At 73.5% G+C, this 14,989-nt stretch carries 16 protein-coding genes and 1 tRNA gene; 4 read left to right on the forward strand and 13 right to left on the reverse strand.

The window, feature by feature from the left end; genetic code table 11:
• Window positions 1-9 precede the first annotated feature (9 nt).
• From ACIQID_RS14870 to ACIQID_RS14880, 3 genes are read left to right on the forward strand one after another with little or no spacing between them, the layout of a single operon-like run.
• Window positions 10-999, forward strand: coding sequence for a MoxR family ATPase (locus ACIQID_RS14870; protein WP_312675521.1), 990 nt, complete (start codon window positions 10-12; stop codon window positions 997-999).
• A 10-nt stretch (window positions 1,000-1,009) separates the two neighbouring features.
• A complete protein-coding gene (locus ACIQID_RS14875) occupies window positions 1,010-2,200 on the forward strand; it encodes a DUF58 domain-containing protein (RefSeq protein WP_312675522.1) in 1,191 nt (396 codons plus the stop codon).
• Complete coding sequence (locus ACIQID_RS14880; protein WP_400286507.1) at window positions 2,187-4,451, forward strand: transglutaminaseTgpA domain-containing protein; 2,265 nt, start codon at window positions 2,187-2,189, stop codon at window positions 4,449-4,451. Before ACIQID_RS14875 ends, ACIQID_RS14880 begins: the two co-directional genes overlap by 14 nt.
• A gap of 19 nt (window positions 4,452-4,470) precedes the next feature.
• On the opposite strand, the gene ACIQID_RS14885 is transcribed toward ACIQID_RS14880, so the two are convergent.
• From ACIQID_RS14885 to mpaB, 12 genes are all read right to left on the reverse strand, one after another.
• The gene (locus tag ACIQID_RS14885; protein ID WP_312675524.1) at window positions 4,471-5,379 is read right to left on the reverse strand and encodes a rhodanese-related sulfurtransferase; all 909 of its coding nucleotides are present in this window, start codon (window positions 5,377-5,379) and stop codon (window positions 4,471-4,473) included.
• A 29-nt stretch (window positions 5,380-5,408) separates the two neighbouring features.
• Window positions 5,409-6,140 (reverse strand): hypothetical protein, encoded by a 732-nt coding sequence (locus ACIQID_RS14890; RefSeq protein ID WP_400286511.1) that lies wholly within the window; start codon window positions 6,138-6,140, stop codon window positions 5,409-5,411.
• A complete protein-coding gene (locus ACIQID_RS14895) occupies window positions 6,137-6,865 on the reverse strand; it encodes an ABC transporter permease (RefSeq protein ID WP_400286514.1) in 729 nt (242 codons plus the stop codon). Before ACIQID_RS14895 ends, ACIQID_RS14890 begins: the two co-directional genes overlap by 4 nt.
• Complete coding sequence (locus ACIQID_RS14900) at window positions 6,862-7,584, reverse strand: ATP-binding cassette domain-containing protein (protein ID WP_400286517.1); 723 nt, start codon at window positions 7,582-7,584, stop codon at window positions 6,862-6,864. The genes ACIQID_RS14895 and ACIQID_RS14900 overlap by 4 nt, the downstream gene beginning before the upstream one ends.
• Complete coding sequence (mpaP, locus tag ACIQID_RS14905; protein WP_400286520.1) at window positions 7,581-9,266, reverse strand: daptide biosynthesis intramembrane metalloprotease; 1,686 nt, start codon at window positions 9,264-9,266, stop codon at window positions 7,581-7,583. Before mpaP ends, ACIQID_RS14900 begins: the two co-directional genes overlap by 4 nt.
• Window positions 9,263-10,075: a daptide-type RiPP biosynthesis methyltransferase gene (mpaM, locus tag ACIQID_RS14910; protein WP_400286523.1), complete on the reverse strand. Its 813-nt coding sequence runs from the start codon at window positions 10,073-10,075 to the stop codon at window positions 9,263-9,265. Before mpaM ends, mpaP begins: the two co-directional genes overlap by 4 nt.
• A gap of 68 nt (window positions 10,076-10,143) precedes the next feature.
• Window positions 10,144-10,263, reverse strand: a complete 120-nt coding sequence (gene mpaA3 / locus ACIQID_RS14915) for an MpaA3 family daptide-type RiPP (RefSeq protein WP_292788270.1) — start codon at window positions 10,261-10,263, stop codon at window positions 10,144-10,146.
• Window positions 10,264-10,273: 10 nt separating this feature from the next.
• A complete protein-coding gene (gene mpaA2 / locus ACIQID_RS14920) occupies window positions 10,274-10,399 on the reverse strand; it encodes an MpaA2 family daptide-type RiPP (protein WP_256209429.1) in 126 nt (41 codons plus the stop codon).
• A 43-nt stretch (window positions 10,400-10,442) separates the two neighbouring features.
• Window positions 10,443-10,577, reverse strand: coding sequence for an MpaA1 family daptide-type RiPP (gene mpaA1, locus ACIQID_RS14925; protein WP_255218700.1), 135 nt, complete (start codon window positions 10,575-10,577; stop codon window positions 10,443-10,445).
• Window positions 10,578-10,582: 5 nt separating this feature from the next.
• A complete protein-coding gene (mpaC, locus tag ACIQID_RS14930) occupies window positions 10,583-11,755 on the reverse strand; it encodes a daptide-type RiPP biosynthesis dehydogenase (RefSeq protein ID WP_400286529.1) in 1,173 nt (390 codons plus the stop codon).
• Window positions 11,752-13,011, reverse strand: a complete 1,260-nt coding sequence (gene mpaD / locus ACIQID_RS14935) for a daptide-type RiPP biosynthesis aminotransferase (protein ID WP_312675538.1) — start codon at window positions 13,009-13,011, stop codon at window positions 11,752-11,754. Before mpaD ends, mpaC begins: the two co-directional genes overlap by 4 nt.
• Window positions 13,008-14,075: a daptide biosynthesis RiPP recognition protein gene (mpaB, locus tag ACIQID_RS14940; protein ID WP_400286533.1), complete on the reverse strand. Its 1,068-nt coding sequence runs from the start codon at window positions 14,073-14,075 to the stop codon at window positions 13,008-13,010. The genes mpaD and mpaB overlap by 4 nt, the downstream gene beginning before the upstream one ends.
• A gap of 165 nt (window positions 14,076-14,240) precedes the next feature.
• Between mpaB and ACIQID_RS14945 the strand changes: the two genes are divergently transcribed.
• A tRNA-Ser gene (locus tag ACIQID_RS14945) sits at window positions 14,241-14,328 on the forward strand.
• A gap of 52 nt (window positions 14,329-14,380) precedes the next feature.
• On the opposite strand, the gene ACIQID_RS14950 is transcribed toward ACIQID_RS14945, so the two are convergent.
• The gene (locus ACIQID_RS14950) at window positions 14,381-14,983 is read right to left on the reverse strand and encodes a GNAT family N-acetyltransferase (protein WP_400286536.1); all 603 of its coding nucleotides are present in this window, start codon (window positions 14,981-14,983) and stop codon (window positions 14,381-14,383) included.
• Window positions 14,984-14,989: the final 6 nt, after the last annotated feature.

Genomic DNA, 14,989 nt, shown 5'->3' on the forward strand with positions numbered 1-14,989 from the left:
AGGGAACGCATGCCAGAGAACGCCCCCCTGAGCCCGGTCGCGATCGACGCCGACGGATTCGCCGCCCAGACCGCGGCCATCCTCGGCTCGATCAGCCAGGTGATCGACGGGAAGCCCGAGGCCGTGCGCAGCGCCCTCGTCTGCCTGCTCGCCGAAGGCCATCTGCTCATCGAGGACGTGCCCGGCGTCGGGAAGACCATGCTGGCGCGGGCCCTCGCCGCGACCGTCGACGCCACCGTCCGGAGGATCCAGTTCACGCCGGATCTCCTGCCCGGCGACGTCACCGGCGTCTCCGTCTACAACCCCGTCGACCGCGAGTTCGAGTTCAAGCGCGGCGCCGTCTTCGCCCACATCGTCATCGCCGACGAGATCAACCGCTCCTCCCCCAAGACCCAGTCGGCACTCCTGGAGGCCATGGAGGAGGGGCAGGTCACGGTCGACGGCTCCACCCATCCCCTGCCCGACCCGTTCCTCGTCGTCGCCACGCAGAACCCGTTGGAGATGGAGGGCACCTACGCGCTCCCGGAGGCGCAGCGCGACCGGTTCATGATGCGCATATCGATGGGCTACCCCGATCCCGCGGCCGAGGCCCTCATGCTCCGCCAGCGCGATGTCGTGAACCCGTTGGCGACCGTGACCCCGGTCGCGGACGCCGCCGCGATCTCGCAGCTCATCGCCTGGGCACGGTCCGTCCACGTGGCCCCCGCGCTCGAGGAGTACGCGGTCGCCCTCGCCCAGGCCACCCGGAGCGACCCCAGCCTGCACCTGGGCGCCAGCCCGCGGGCCACGCTGCAGCTCGTCCGCGCGGCGAAGGTCTGGGCCGCGCTGGACGGGCGCGACTACGTCATCCCGGACGACATCACCGACCTCCTCATCCCCGTGTTCGCCCACCGTCTGCTCCCCGCCCGCGGTGCCCACCGCGCGGGTGCCCAGCCGGTCGAGGCCGCGCTCACGCAGATCGCGGACCGCGTCCGCGTGCCCGTCGCGACCCGCTCCTGAGGACACCGCCATGCGCCGACGTCGACTACTCACGCCGCGCGGCACCGGTGCGCTCGTCGCGGCGCTCGGCTGCATGATCGCGGCCAACGTCCTCGGCGCGCGCATCCTGCTGTACCTCGGGGTCCTGCTGGCTGCGCTCACGCTGTTCGCCGCTCTCGCCGTCCGTCTCCCCCGCCGGTCGGGGACGGTCACCCGCCAGATCTCGACCGACCTCCTCACCGTGTCGGAGACCTCCCGCGTGACGGTCCGCTTCACGCTCCGCGCCCTCCGGGTACCGCACGGGCTGTGGCACGACGTGCTGCCCGCCGCGGTGACCGGCGATTCGGGGGGCGAGTACCCCGCCGACAGCCCGCAGCTCAGCTACCTCGTCACCGGCGTCCGCCGCGGCGTCTGGCCCCTCGGGCCGCTCCTGCTGCGGACCGTCGACCCGTTCGGCCTGGCGCAGCGGGAGCAGGCGTTCGGCGACACGCGGACGATCACGGTGGTTCCGGAGGTCTTCGCCCTGACGCCGCTCGCCGTCCGGATCGGCGCGGCGGGCGGCACGGCGCACACCTCCTCCACCCGGCTCGGCCAGGGCAGCGACAACCTCTCGCCCCGCGGCTACGCGCCCGGCGACTCGATGCGCCGCATCCACTGGAGGGCGACCGCGCACCGCGGGGAGCTCATGGTCCGGCAGGAAGAGGAGGAGTCGAGCCCGGACGCCGTCGTCGTGCTCGATCGCTCGGGCAGCGGGTGGACCGCGAGCGCCGACGAGATCGATCCGACGTTCGAGGCCGCCGTCTCGCTGTGCGCATCCGCCGCCCTCCATCTCGCCGCCGAGGGTTACAGCGTCGACGTCCTGGACAGCACCGGGACGCTCCTCGGTGCGCTCCGCGGCCACGAGGACGACCGGGACGGTCTGCTCGTGGCGCTGGCGATGGTGACGCCGCGCGGAGAGCGCCGCGACCTCGTCGCCCTGCTGGGCGGGACACCGCCCGGACCGCTCGTCTACGTGACGGGCCGACTGGACGAGGAGGACGCCGCACTGCTCCGCCCCGCCGGCGCCGCCGCACCTCTCCTCTTCCTCACCGACCCGCAGCCGGGCACCGAGGAGGCCGCCCGTCAGCACGGCTGGACCGTGACGCGACTGGGCACCGACGTCGCCGAGGCCTGGGACGACGCGCTCTCGGCGCGGACGGGAGCCGTCGATGTTCCGGGCTGAGCGGCCGCGGCCCGCCGCCGTGCCCGCCGACACCCGCCCGCGGTGGCATCGCGATCGGGAGGAGCCGCCCGGGATCCTCCCCCTCGGGGCTCTCGCGGGCCTCGCCGCGCTCACCGCGCTGTGGCCCTTCACGGCGGTCATCGAGCCAGGGGTCTGGTCGTTCGTCGTGACCCTCGTCGTCGTCGCGGTGATCGGCGCCGGCATGCTCGTGCGGCATCTGCTGCGCGCGCGTCCGGCGACCGTCGTCGGGCTGGTCGCCCTTCTCGCCCAGCTCCTCGTGGCCGTCGGCCTCCTGACGCTGCTCCTCGCGGGAGACACCGCCATCGCGGGGGTGGTGCCGACGTCCGGCACGCTCACCCTGTTCCAGGCCCTCGCCTCCGCCGCAGTCCAGGAGATCGTGTTCGGCTCGGCTCCGCTGGAGGCCTCGCCCGGCCTCGCGGCCGCCCTGGGTGCGGGCTTCGCCATCGTCGCGATCCTGCTCGACCATCTCCTCGCCCACCGGGCCGCCGTCCTCGCCACCGTCCTGCTGGGTGCCGTCGGCGCGGTGCCGATGATCGTCACGCTGGGGCCGCCGAACGTGGCCTGGTTCGCCATCGCCGCGGTCGTGGCCCTCCTCGTGTTCCGCGTCACGGCGCGACGGCACCCGGAGTCCCCGCGCCGCGCGTCGGCGGGTGTCGCCGTCGCCGTGGGCGCCGCCGCCATCGCGACCACCCTCGTCGTGACCCCGCTGCTCCCGGTCTCGTCGAGCATCGCCGGGACCGGGGTCGGCGTCACGGTCGACGCCTCCCTTCGCCTGGGCGACGACCTGCGGCAGCCGAGTCCGGTCGAGGTGCTGACGGTGGCCACCGAGGCGGATGCCGCTCCCTACCTCCGCCTCACCACGCTCTCCCGCTTCGACGGCCGCGTCTGGCAGCCCGACCGCGGCGACCTCCAGTCCCAGGTGGACGGGTTCGGCGACCCGGAGTGGAGCGAGGACGTCACCGCCGCGGAGCAGACGACCTCGATCCGGGTGCTGCGCATGTCGAGCTCCTGGCTGCCGGTGCCGTATCCGGCCACCGACGTGCAGGGTCTCAGCGCCGCGTGGCGCGTCGCGCCCGAGAACCGCACGCTGTTCTCCCGCCGCGCCGACGCGGTCGGCAACGACTACACGGTGACCTCCCTCCGTGTGACGCCGACGCTGGAGCAGATCCGCGCGACGGAGGCGGCCCCGCCCCTGGAGGACACCGCGGACGACGACGTCGAGCTCCCCGCCATCATCCCCGAGCTCGCAGCGGAGGTGACCGCGGACGAGGAGACCGACTACGACCGCCTCGTCGCGCTGCAGAACTGGTTCCGGTCGCAGTTCGAGTACTCGCTGGAGACGCCGGTCGACGAGGGCTTCGACGGCACCGGCGCCGACGCGGTGGCCCGTTTCCTCGAGGAACGCTCCGGCTACTGCGTGCACTTCGCCGGCTCCTTCGCGCTCATGGCCGAGAGCCTGGGCATGCAGGTGCGGATCGTCGTCGGGTACCTCCCCGGCTCTCCGACCGATGAGAAGCGCGGTGACGAGTCGATCTTCTCGGTCTCGAGCGACCAGCTGCACTCCTGGCCGGAGGTGCTGTTCCCCGGCATCGGCTGGGTGCCTTTCGAGCCGACGGCCTCGCTCGGCGTCCCCACGGCGTTCCGTGCCGGCGCCACGGGGGGCGGCAGCAGCAGCGGCCCCGCGACGCCCGCACCCACGACGGCCCCGCAGACGGAGGAGACCTCCGGCCCCGAGGTCGACCGGAGGGATGCGGATGCCGGCTCCACGGACTCCGGAGAGCTGCGCCGGCTCGACCCGACACCGGTCCTCCTCACCGGGCTCGGTGTCGTGATCGTGCTCCTCCTGCCCGCCCTCGTCCGGTTCGTCGAGCGGCGCCTCCGGATGCGTCGTGCCGCACGCGGGGATGCCGCCGCGGCCTGGGCGGAGCTGCGCGACACCCTGATCGACCTCCGCATCCCCGTCTCGGACGCGGAGAGCCCGCGGATGCGCGCCGCCGGACTCGTCAGGCTGGCGGGCGCCGACGAGGTCGCGTTGGGCCGGTTGGTCGCGGCGGTGGAGCGCGCCAACTACGCGCGGGCGGGCGCCGCTGCCGACGACCTCGCCGTCCCCCTGCGGGCCGTGCTCGTCAGCCTCCGCGCGCACGTCGCCGGAGGGGCTCGGGCCGGGGCGCTGCTGCTGCCGCGGTCGCTCTATGCGCCGCGGGGTTCCGACTCCCGGCTGCTGGTCTGACGGGCGGCAGGCGCCGCGGTCAGGGCTGCGCCGCGGACGCCGCCGCGTGCGTCGGGCACGCGACCGCGTCGCAGTCCGCACAGACGACGAACTGCGCCCGGCAGGAAGGGTCGGGGCAGTTCGCGGTGCGCTTCGTCGCGGCACCGCATCCCGCGCAGACGCCGATCACCCGCGCGTGGTCGGAGAAGTCGACGGATCCGCGCCCGTCGAAGACGTAGAGCGAACCGTCCCAGAGGCCGTCGTCGCCGTAGGTCTCGCCGTACCGGACGATGCCGCCCTCGAGCTGGTAGACCTCGCCGAAACCGCGGGCGACCATGAGACTCGACAGCACCTCGCAGCGGATGCCCCCGGTGCAGTAGGTGACCACGGGCTTGCCCTTCAGATCGTCGTAGGCGCCGGAGTCGAGCAGACGCACGAAGTCCCTGGTGGTCTCGGTGTCCGGCACGACGGCGCCGCGAAAGCGTCCGATCTCGGCCTCCAGCGCGTTCCGCCCGTCGAAGAACACGACCTCGTCCCCCCGCTCGGCGACCAGGGCGTGCAGCTGGTCGGGCGTGAGCCGCGCGCCTCCGCCGACGACGCCGTCCGCGTCGACGCGGAGCTCGTCCGGAGCGCCGAACGACACGATCTCGTCGCGCACCTTCACGCTCAGCTTCGGGAAGTCGAGGCTGCGACCCGCCGCGTCGACTCCGGTGCCCTCGCTCCACTTGATGTCGGCGTCGCGGAAGGGCGCATAGGAGCGGAACGAGCGTGCCCACTTCTTCAGCGCCGGGAGGTCGCCGCCCAGGGTTCCGTTGATGCCGTGCGCCGAGATCAGCAGCCGTCCGCGCAGCCCCAGCGCCTCGCCGAGGTCCCGCTGCCAGATGCGGATGGCCTCCGGATCGGCGAGCGGAGTGAACGCGTAGAAGAGGACGATCTTGGGGGTGGCCACCCAGGAATCCTACGTCGCCTCCGGGAGCCCTACGACACGTCCCGCCGCAGGAACACGGCCGCCCCCGCGCCGACCGCGAGCAGGACCCAGCCGGCCGCGATCGGCACCGCCGCGGCCCCGAGGCCACGATCCGCCGGGATGCCGATGACGGACACGTCGAACCGGAAGGCGTCGAGCAGGGCCGGGAGAGGCAGGTACGCGGCACCCGCGCTCCAGAACAGCGCGACGAGCATCCCGAATCCCATCGTGAGCGCGGCGACGAACAGCGCCGCGAGATGCGCCTGCACGACGATGCCGACCCCCAGACCCCACAGAGCCGCGGCCGCACCGAGGGCGACGGCCGACGCGACGGCGGACCCGCGCACGGGGACGCCGCCCATGGTGACGAGCAGCGCCAGGCGACCGCCGACCACGGCGGCGCCCGCCACGACCGCGCCGCCCAGCGCCGCGGCGGGCACCCGGACGACGAGCATCGCCCAGCGGGACTCCAGCATCAGCCGCTGCGCGACGACGCCGTCCCGTCGGTCGATCGTGTAGCGGAAGGAGCCGTAGACGGCCGCGAGGATGCCGGCGTAGGTCGCGAGCACCGCGTCGAAGGGGGCGACGAGGTCCTCCCGGACTGCCGGCGGAGCGTCCGCGAGGTCCGCCGGGATACTGGCGGCGAGGGAGAGGGACAGCACGAGGGCCGCCAGCGTCATGCCGAGGAGGACGACGTCCCCGACGGCCCCGCGCGCCTGCGCGCGCAGCGCCCGACCGATCATGCGAGGCTCCGGCGGCCCCGGACGGCCGCGAGCGCGACGAGGCCCACCGCCCACGTGACCCCGATGGCGAGGGCGGGCGCGAAGGCGAGGAGCCGCCCCTGGTACTCCGGCACGCTCAGCGCCGCGATGGCCATTCCCGGCGAGAACCGCGCGACCTCGGGCGCCGTCCGCAGCATCGCGAACTCCAGTGCCATCGGGAAGACGAGGACGATGATCGCCGTCGCGTAGTAGTTCCGGGTGATCCAGCCGATCGCGCCGCCGATGACGGCACCGAGGACCACGCCGGCCAGGGCCCCGGCGACGATGCGCCCCGCGTCCGCGGTGAGCTCGAGAGCGAGCCCGTGCCGAGCCAGGAAGACCGAGATGCCGAGCATCCACAGCAGGACGACGACCACGGCCAGCGCGAGGGCGACGAGGACACCGGCGACCAGCTTCCCCGGGAAGGCGCGGCGGAACCCGACCGCCGTGAGCGTCCGGTCCATGGAGCCGTAGTAGTACTCCCGCGTCACCGGGTACGCGCCGACGAACGCCGCCGAGATGACCGACCACGCGAGCGGCTCCAGCAGCCGGGCCGTCGCCGTGCCCGCGTCGAGGCCGTCCACCGCGAGGCGGGAGCCGTCGGAGAAGAGCACGAAGGCCGGCATGAGGACCGCGACGAGGTACACGGCCAGGATCGACAGCCCGCTGACCGCGCGCAGCAGCTCGCCACGGATCACGCCGCTCATGCGGGGGCTCCTTCGACGAGATCGAAGTACCGGCTCTCGAGCGAGTCGACCCCACCCGTGACGAGGTCGTCCAGCCTCCCGGCGAAGAGCGCGCGGCGTTTGATGACGACCACCTCGTCCACGACCTGCTCGAGCTCCGGGAGCTGATGGCTGGAGACGAGCACCGTGCCGCCGCGTTCGGCGAAGCCGCGGAGGAACCGGCGCAGCCACCGGATGCCGTCGGGATCCAGACCGTTCGCCGGCTCGTCGAGGATGAGCGTCCGCGGCGCACCGATCAACGCCGCGGCCAGACCCAGTCGCTGCGCCATCCCCGTCGAGTACGTCTTCACGCGGCGGCGCGCGTCGGCGGCGAGGCCCACCTCGTCCAGCACCTCGTCGACGCGGTCGCGGGGCATCCCGGCGGCGAGCCGGCAGATCTCCAGGTGCCGTCGCCCCGAGATGCCGGGCTCGAAGCCGAACCCGTCCATGTGGACCCCGACGTGCGCCGCCGGGTTGTCCAGCGCCCCGAACGGCGCCCCGTCGATGACGGCCTCGCCGCTGGTCGGCCGCACGAGTCCGACGATCGCACGCAGCGTCGTCGACTTCCCCGCGCCGTTCGGGCCGAGAAGCCCGACGATCGCTCCGCGAGGCACCGCGAACGACAGGTCTTCGACGGCGGTGCGGCGTCCGAACCTCTTCGTGAGACCGTGCACCTCGATGGCGTGCTGCTTCATGGTCATCCTCTCTCCTTCTCGCTCGTGAGAGCGGCCAGCGGCGACGCGACCGTCGCCCAGATCGCCTGCCAGAGCGGGGCCGTGCCGAGGTCGACGCGCGCCTGTCCGGCCGCCGGCAGGGCACTCCGCGCCCCCGTCACCTCCACCTCCGCCACGGCCGTCGCCGCGACGGCGGCCCCGGGCATCCTGACCGGGAAGAGCGCCTCGATCGGCACCTCGGTCTCCGTCGCCGGGCGGGTCCGGATCGTCCCCGCGCCGCGGTACTCGTTCGCGAGGATGCCCCGCGTCGACAGGACCACCGGCGCCCCGTCCGGGATGTCGATGCCGGTGTCCCGGCCGCCCTGCACCAGGACCACGCGGCCGTCGTCCACGGAGAACCCCAGCATCGCGGCCGTCGGGACCGGGATGAGCAGGCCGGCGGCCCCGATCCCGAGCGCGAGCGCGGCGGTCACCCCGACGAGACGGGACCGCGAGACACCGGATCGCCGCACCCGGAGCAGAGCGCGCGCCAGGAGGGCGACACCCACCGCGACCACGACGGCTTCGAGGGCGAGCACGAGGAGGCTCGCCGCCGGACCGCCCCCGGCGAGCAGCTGTGCGGCCCGGACGACCGCGAACAGCACCATGACGATCGGAGCCCCCAGGCAGCAGAGGCCGAAGGGCACGCTCCACCACCGCTCGAGCGCCCGAGGCTGTCGCGGCGCCCCGAACAGGAGGCGGGCGAGGAAGGCCGCACCGTCGCGCACCGTCCTCCCCCGCAGATTCGGCTCATCGAGGGCGCTCATCAGGGCGAGGTACCCGTCGAAGCGCACGAAGGGGATCAGGTTCACGAGCACCACGACCGTGCAGGAGATCGCGAGGAGCAGCAGTGTCTCCCTGGCCACCGACGGCGGCAGGGCGAGGGCGACCACCATCGCCACCGCCGCCACGGTGGCGTGGACGGCCGGACCGGCGAGCGCGATCGCCACCCGGTGCCGACGGTCGGTGAGCCGCCAGCCGTCCGTGACGTCGACGAAGAAGGCGGGCGTCAGATACAGCAGCATGAACCCCGCACGTCGCGGTCGACCGCCCAGCCGGGTGAGGGTGAGACCGTGCGCGGCCTCGTGCAGCAGCGTCGCGAGCCCGAGCGCCACGACGACGAGCGCGAAGCCGGCGAGCGGGACGGGACGGGCGAGGACGGCCCCCAGCTCGCCGGCGAGCAGGACGACGGCGACGATCCCGGCAGCGAGCACCGCGGCGGCGGCCGCGAGGACCGCGCGACGCGGGACGGGGATGACCAGACGGTCGAGGCGGGCGAAGAGCGCGGGAGCGCGGAGGGTCGCGAACTGCACGGTGAACGGTGGCCGATAGGCGACACGGCCGGGCGGCCGGGACGCACCCCCGTCCAGGAGTCCGTTGTCACGGAAGCGCGCCACCAGTCGCAGCACCTCCTCGTCGGTCTCCCCCGGGGCGAAGCGCGTCTGCAACGCCGAGACGGGGGTGTGGCCGTCCATCGCCGTCAGCAGGTCGACCACCGCTCGCGACAGCCGGGCGGTCGGCACGCCCTGGACGGTGGCGAGCCACCCTGACCCCTCCGCCGTCGGCTCGAACGCGACGCCGGCGGCGAGAGACGGGCACGAGTCCGCCGTGAGGGTGGCGCGGCCTTCCCCACGGCGACGCCGACCGGGTCGAGGTCCTGCCGTCGTCATCGCCCGCCCCTTCCATCCCCGGCGCGGGAGGTCGTGAGGAGCAGGATCTCCACGCCCGCGGGAGTCCGCACGGGAGACCTCTCGGGCGCCGTGAACCCCGCGGCGACGAGCTCACCCGCGAGGACCTCGGGGCTCAGCACGTGCAGGCGACTGGTGAGGACGGGCACCTCCGTGCGCGGAACGATGTCCGCGAGGCGGACCCAGTTGACCACCCGCACGGCACCGTCGCCCTCGATCTGCTGCGCGAAAAGGTAGGGCTCCTCCCCTGCGCCGCCCGGGACGGTGATCTCGCGATCGGTCGCCACGCCGAGACTGTCCGCCGAGGCGCCGTCCGCGACGGTCAGGGCGAAGACACCGGTCGCGGTGAGGTGACGCCGGACGCCCGCGTAGAGCCGCGAACGGCCCTCGCGGTCGAGCAGCGTGATCGAGGTCGCCCCGAGGACGACGAGACCGAAGTGCCCGGCGAGCGCGAGGTCGCGCATGTCCGCCACGACGCACTCGACCGACGCCTCGTGCGGAACGGCGCCGCGGAGGCGCCCGAGCATGTCCGCGGAGAGATCGACCGCCGTGACGCGATGCCCGGAGCGTGCGAGCGGGATCGTCAGGCGGCCGCTTCCTGCGGCGAGGTCGAGGACGGGACCGGGGACCGCACGCGCGAGTGCCAGGACTTCGCGGATCTCCGCCCGGTCCGGGCCGACGAGCCGGTCGTAGAAGTCGGTGCCGGCCCCGGCATACAGGTCCTGTTCCCTGGCGGTCGCGCCGACGAGGTCGAGCCGCGCGGCCACGGTCTCGGTGATCAGGGATGTCATCCGTGCATCGCCTCTCCTCGGATGGATGGTCGGGGGGTGCGGGCGGATGGTCCCGCCCGCACCCTCGGTCAGGTCGCGATGGCGGCGGCTCCGCCGATGATCGCGATGATGTAGCTCGCGTGCTCCCACCACTCGAGCGGGGTGTCGATCTGTTCGAGTTCCAGGAACTCCAGCGACGTGGTCTGCAACGTGCACCTCCTAGGTCAGAGCGAGAATTCCGATGATCACGCCCACGGCGAAACCGCGGATGTAGTCGTCGGCATCGCCCGGCGCATCCATGGCGTCGAGTTCGGTGAACTCGAGCGTCGGCAGTGCTGCGGTCATGTGTCCCTCCTTCCTTTCTGTGATCCGGTGCTTCCGGTCGGCATCACGTGGCGGCCGCCGCACCGATCCCGATGAGGACCAGCGCACCGATCACGCCCTGGTAGAAGCTGTCCCAACTGGGGGCCTCCATCGGGTCGAGCTCCTGGAATCGGATGCTCATCTCCGTGCTTTCGTTCATTCCCGTCACCTCCTCTCCGCCGCTCGGGGCCGGCGGTCGCCGACCGGGGACGTGCTCCACCGGGAGTCGTGGAGTACGGCGCGGACATCCGCAGCGCGGATTCCGCGCAGCATGGGGCGGTGATCCCCCCACGCCGTCTCCACGGCGGCGGCGATCCGATCGATCTCCCGTGCGCTCGGGCGCGGCGGTGACGGGAGGCCTCCCTGATCGACGACGACGGCGATGCCGGCGGCCGGGTCACGAGGCAGTGCTGTCCCCGCCGCGACGCCGGCCCAGAAGGCGTCAAGGCTGGCGCGGTCGCCCCAGCGCGCATCGCCCGCACCGATCCGCTGCCAGACGGCGGCGATGACCGCCGCCGTGGCCGTCATCTTGCGGACGCCGAGATGGAAGGCGACCTCGTTCGCGAGGTACCAGTGCCGGGCGCTGTAGGGATCGGGCCCGCGAAGGGCGGCCGTGCGCTGGGTGGCGGCGCTCAGACGTGCCAGGCGCAGGCGTCCCGCCGTCGACATCGCGTCCCCCGTGGCCGCCTCGAGCAGCGCCCGGCCGAGGATCCGCGCGTCGTGCGCGGCCCGCTCCGTCCGCGGACTCGTCGAGGCTCCGGCCACCCGGAGGAAGGCCTCCAGCGCTCCCTCCTGCACGGCAGCGGTGCTGAGCGTGGCGAGCCGTTCGGGATCGAGGACGGCGTGACGGGGGCGCAGCGGGCGACCGACGAGGAGTCGGGCTCCGCGGCGGTTCCGGAGGATGGCGACGCTGTTCGTCTCGGACGACGTGCCGAGCGTCGTCGGCAGGGCGATGATGTCGACCGGCGGCGGCGCGTCGGGCAGCAGGGTGAGCGCGGCGGTCGCCGCGTGCTGGAGGGCGAAGTCGAACAGGTGTCCCGGGCTGAGGGCGAGGGCCGCGATCTTGCTCGCATCGAGGACGCTTCCCCCTCCGACGGCCACGATGACCTCGGGCGGGCGCCGGACGATCTCCTCGGCGATCAGGACGACGCCGAGCTCGTCCACCGCCGAGGCGTCCACCGCCATCGTCCGGGCGGACGCAGCGGCGGGAAGGGGGTGTGCAGCGGCCGCGTCGGCGATCACCAGCGTGTCGCGTCCGGCCGTCAGACGCGCCATCGCCTGCGGTGCGCGCGGCCCGTGCCACAGCGTGGGGACGCGCGCGGCGTACGGCGCGGTCATGCCGCGGCCTCCTGCACGCGCGCCAGGCCGGCCCGGACGGCCCGGTCGGTCTCGGCCACCTCCGCCGCGGTGAAGCCGTAGCCGGGGATGAGCTGGAAGGAACTGGGACCGGGGTGCACCACGACGCCGCTGTCGGCGATGGCGGACACCACCTCCAGGACATCGGCCCCGGAGAGCGGGGACCCATCCGGGTGGCGGAGCCCCACCCCGACGAAGCAGCCGCTGCCGGTGACGTCGGTGACGATCCCGTCGTCCTGCCAGGTCCGCGCCAGGCGGTGCACCGTCGTCGCCAGCGCCTGCGTCGTGGCCTCCACGTCGATGCGCCGGAGCTCGTCGATCACGGCGAGCACCGCGGCCGCGCAGGCCGGCGTTCCTGCCTGCGTCTCCCCGTGCACGAAGGTCCACCCGCCGCGGGCGAACGTCGTCGCGATGCGGTCTCCGACGAGGAGCGCGGCCGCCCCCATCGCCCCGTTCGTCAACGCCTTCGACACGAGGAGGACGTCCGGGGCGGCCGCCCAGCGGTCCGTGGCGAACAGCGTACCGGTGCGCCCGAAACCGGTCGCGACCTCGTCCGCCACCAGCAGGAACCCGTGTCGTTCCCGCAGCTCCAGCAGGCGATGGACGAAGGCGGCGGACAGAGCGTGAGCGCCGCTGCCGAGGACGGGCTCCACCACGACGGAGGCGACGCGGGGCCCCTCCCGCTCGAGCAGCGCGGCGAGCTCCACCCCGTCGTCGGCGTGCGACACGTGCCGCACCGTGCGCCTGTCGACGCCGTAGACCGACTGCAGCAGGTCGTCGCCGCTCAATACGTGGCTGCCGTACATCGTGCCGTGATAGCTGCCGCGAAGGCCCACGACGAGCGACCGCGACCCGGCGCCCTGCTGCGCCCAGTACTGCCGGGCGAGCTTCATGGCGGCGTCGTTCGCCGCCCCGCCGGAGGTGGAGAAGATCACCCGCCGGTAGCGGTCGGAACCCGCGAGGGCGATGAGGGCATCGGCGGCGTCCTCGGCGTACCGGTGCGGGGCGCGGAACAGCGAGAGGTACGACGCGTCGCGGGTCGCTCTGCTCACGGCCTCGGTCACCGCCGGATTGCCGAAGCCGAGGGGCACGTTCCACAGGCCGCTGGTCGCGCAGAGGCGGTCGGAGCCGTCGGCGTAGAAGAGACGATGGCCGGTGGCACCGATCGCCACCCGATCCGGAGGGAACACGGTGTCGGCGGGGAGCATCGACGTCCACAACGCGTGCGGCACGCTCATCGCACACCGTCCACCGAGGCGTCCTCGATCCGCGCACCGAGGCGGACGCCGAGCGCCGTGAACGCGTCCAGACAGAGGCGCCGTGCGTGGGCGTCGGGCACGCCGCAGGCGCGCGCCACCCGCGCCGCCGCCCGCCCGCGCGTGCCGGAGGTCTGGATCGCGTCGACCACCGCGGCGGTCAGCGGCGACAGGAGATGCCGGCGGAGCGTCCGGACGTCGGCGAGCAGGAACCCCTCGACGGTGTCGAGCAGGAACGGGTCGTCGGCCAAGGCCTCCGCATCCGCGAGGTCGTCGTCGAGGAGCGCCCACCCGTAGCCCGCGATTCGGGCGGTGCCGTTCGGCAGGCGGAGCATCTTCCGGAGATCGGCGGCGTCCAGGTAGCGGCGGAGCCACGGCCGGGTGTCGAGTTCGGCGACGAGGTCGGCCGAGCCGGGCACGCCGCCCAGCGCCGACGCCCGCGGGAGGGCCCGTCCGAGGGCGGCGGGGAGGTCGTCCACGTGGCCGATCGCCTCCCCCTGCAGCCCGAGATGCACACCGCCGTCCCCGTCGATGCGGAGGGCGCGCGGAATCTCCACCTCCTGCGGCCGCGCGAGAGCGGAGCGATCCGCCAGCAGCACCCGGGGGTCGAGCATCGCGGCGGCGAAGACCCCGGTGCTGCGCGCGAGGTCGGCGTCGTCGAGGAAGGCACGCCAGCTCGTCTCGTCGAAGAAGCGCATGGCCGTCGGTCCGACGATCTGGACGAAGGAGGCCGCGATGTAGTCCTGGAGCTCGACGCCGCGCTCCCCCAGGAAGAGCTCATCGCCGAGGTCGGCGAGCCGCCCGCCGTACCCGACGACGCGGGCCGCCCCGCGCCTCGGCACGGATCCCGCGGGCTCGAGGATGACGTCCTCGGGCGCGGCCGCCCCGGCGACGGCTTCGGCGCCGGTCTCGGACTCCCGGAGGAACACCCGGCTGCTCGTCGAACGTTCGCCGGTGACCCACGCCCGCAGGGCCTGCGGCCCGAGGAGCGGGTCTTCGCCCGTCGACCCCTCGTCGTGCCGTGCCGTCGTCGCACTCGTCCCCATGATCCCCCCAGAGAACCGGATCCGCCTGACGCCTTTGCGTCTTCATATGAAGATATCCAGACCTCTGATGACGCGCAATATAACAGGTTTCACGACCGCAGCACGGGATCGCCGGTATGTCACGAGGCCCCCGGGACATCGGATAGGATGGACAGGTTGTTCCCTGGTGACGTGTCCGAGCGGCCGAAGGAGCACGCTTGGAAAGCGTGTGTTGTGCAAGCAACCGCGGGTTCGAATCCCGCCGTCACCGCCACAGACGAAGAAGACCTCCGCATCGCGGAGGTCTTCTCTCGTTTCGGGTGCCGTCAGCCGTCGAAGCGCACCCCGTACGTCAGACCACCGGGTCCCGACGGGAGCGCGGTCATGCCGAGGCGCTCGTAGAACGCGGCCGCGCCGGCGTTCGCGGGGTCCATGCCCAGGTGCAGCGCCGGGACACCGCGCCGGCGCAGCTCGGCGAAGAGCGTCTCGATGAGGCCGCGACCGAGCCCCTGCCCCTGGGTCTCCGGCAGCAGGTCGATGTGCAGATGCGCCGGGTACTCCGCGGCGTGCGGCTCGACCCCCGGCTCCCGCGTGTAGCCGTACTCGATCAGCTTCTCCTCGCGCGTCTGCGGGTCGGCCGACCGCGGATACCGCGCGTGCAGGCTCGGCCACCACTCGTCGCGGAACCAGGTGTAGAAGGCGTCCGTGTCGTCGGTGGCGACGATGTAGCCGATGGTGCGACCGTCCTCCGCCTCCACGACCCAGGCGAGGTCGGGATGCCGCTCGACGTACGGCACCGCGAAGAGGTGGCCCCAGAGATCGTCATCCGGCAGCACGCCGGTCGCGTCCCCTCCGGCGTCGGCGGTCCGCAGGCAGATCTCGAACAGCGCCGCGCGATCGGTCGGACGGTAGGGACGGATACGCGACACGGGGGC

This window comes from Microbacterium sp. NPDC091676 (assembly GCF_044756645.1).
Classification (GTDB): domain Bacteria; phylum Actinomycetota; class Actinomycetes; order Actinomycetales; family Microbacteriaceae; genus Microbacterium; species Microbacterium paraoxydans_D.

Bases quoted from the DNA above. Each gene is read 5' to 3' on its own strand.
- mpaA1 (WP_255218700.1), bottom strand. From the start codon at position 10,577: ATGAACGAAAGCACGGAGATGAGCATCCGATTCCAGGAGCTCGACCCG.
- mpaC (WP_400286529.1), bottom strand. From the start codon at position 11,755: ATGACCGCGCCGTACGCCGCGCGCGTCCCCACGCTGTGGCACGGGCCG.
- ACIQID_RS14890 (WP_400286511.1), bottom strand. From the start codon at position 6,140: ATGATCGGTCGGGCGCTGCGCGCGCAGGCGCGCGGGGCCGTCGGGGAC.
- mpaD (WP_312675538.1), bottom strand. From the start codon at position 13,011: ATGAGCGTGCCGCACGCGTTGTGGACGTCGATGCTCCCCGCCGACACC.
- mpaP (WP_400286520.1), bottom strand. From the start codon at position 9,266: ATGACGACGGCAGGACCTCGACCCGGTCGGCGTCGCCGTGGGGAAGGC.
- ACIQID_RS14870 (WP_312675521.1), top strand. From the start codon at position 10: ATGCCAGAGAACGCCCCCCTGAGCCCGGTCGCGATCGACGCCGACGGA.
- ACIQID_RS14875 (WP_312675522.1), top strand. From the start codon at position 1,010: ATGCGCCGACGTCGACTACTCACGCCGCGCGGCACCGGTGCGCTCGTC.
- mpaM (WP_400286523.1), bottom strand. From the start codon at position 10,075: ATGACATCCCTGATCACCGAGACCGTGGCCGCGCGGCTCGACCTCGTC.
- mpaA2 (WP_256209429.1), bottom strand. From the start codon at position 10,399: ATGACCGCAGCACTGCCGACGCTCGAGTTCACCGAACTCGACGCCATG.
- ACIQID_RS14900 (WP_400286517.1), bottom strand. From the start codon at position 7,584: ATGACCATGAAGCAGCACGCCATCGAGGTGCACGGTCTCACGAAGAGG.
- ACIQID_RS14880 (WP_400286507.1), top strand. From the start codon at position 2,187: ATGTTCCGGGCTGAGCGGCCGCGGCCCGCCGCCGTGCCCGCCGACACC.
- ACIQID_RS14895 (WP_400286514.1), bottom strand. From the start codon at position 6,865: ATGAGCGGCGTGATCCGTGGCGAGCTGCTGCGCGCGGTCAGCGGGCTG.
- mpaB (WP_400286533.1), bottom strand. From the start codon at position 14,075: ATGGGGACGAGTGCGACGACGGCACGGCACGACGAGGGGTCGACGGGC.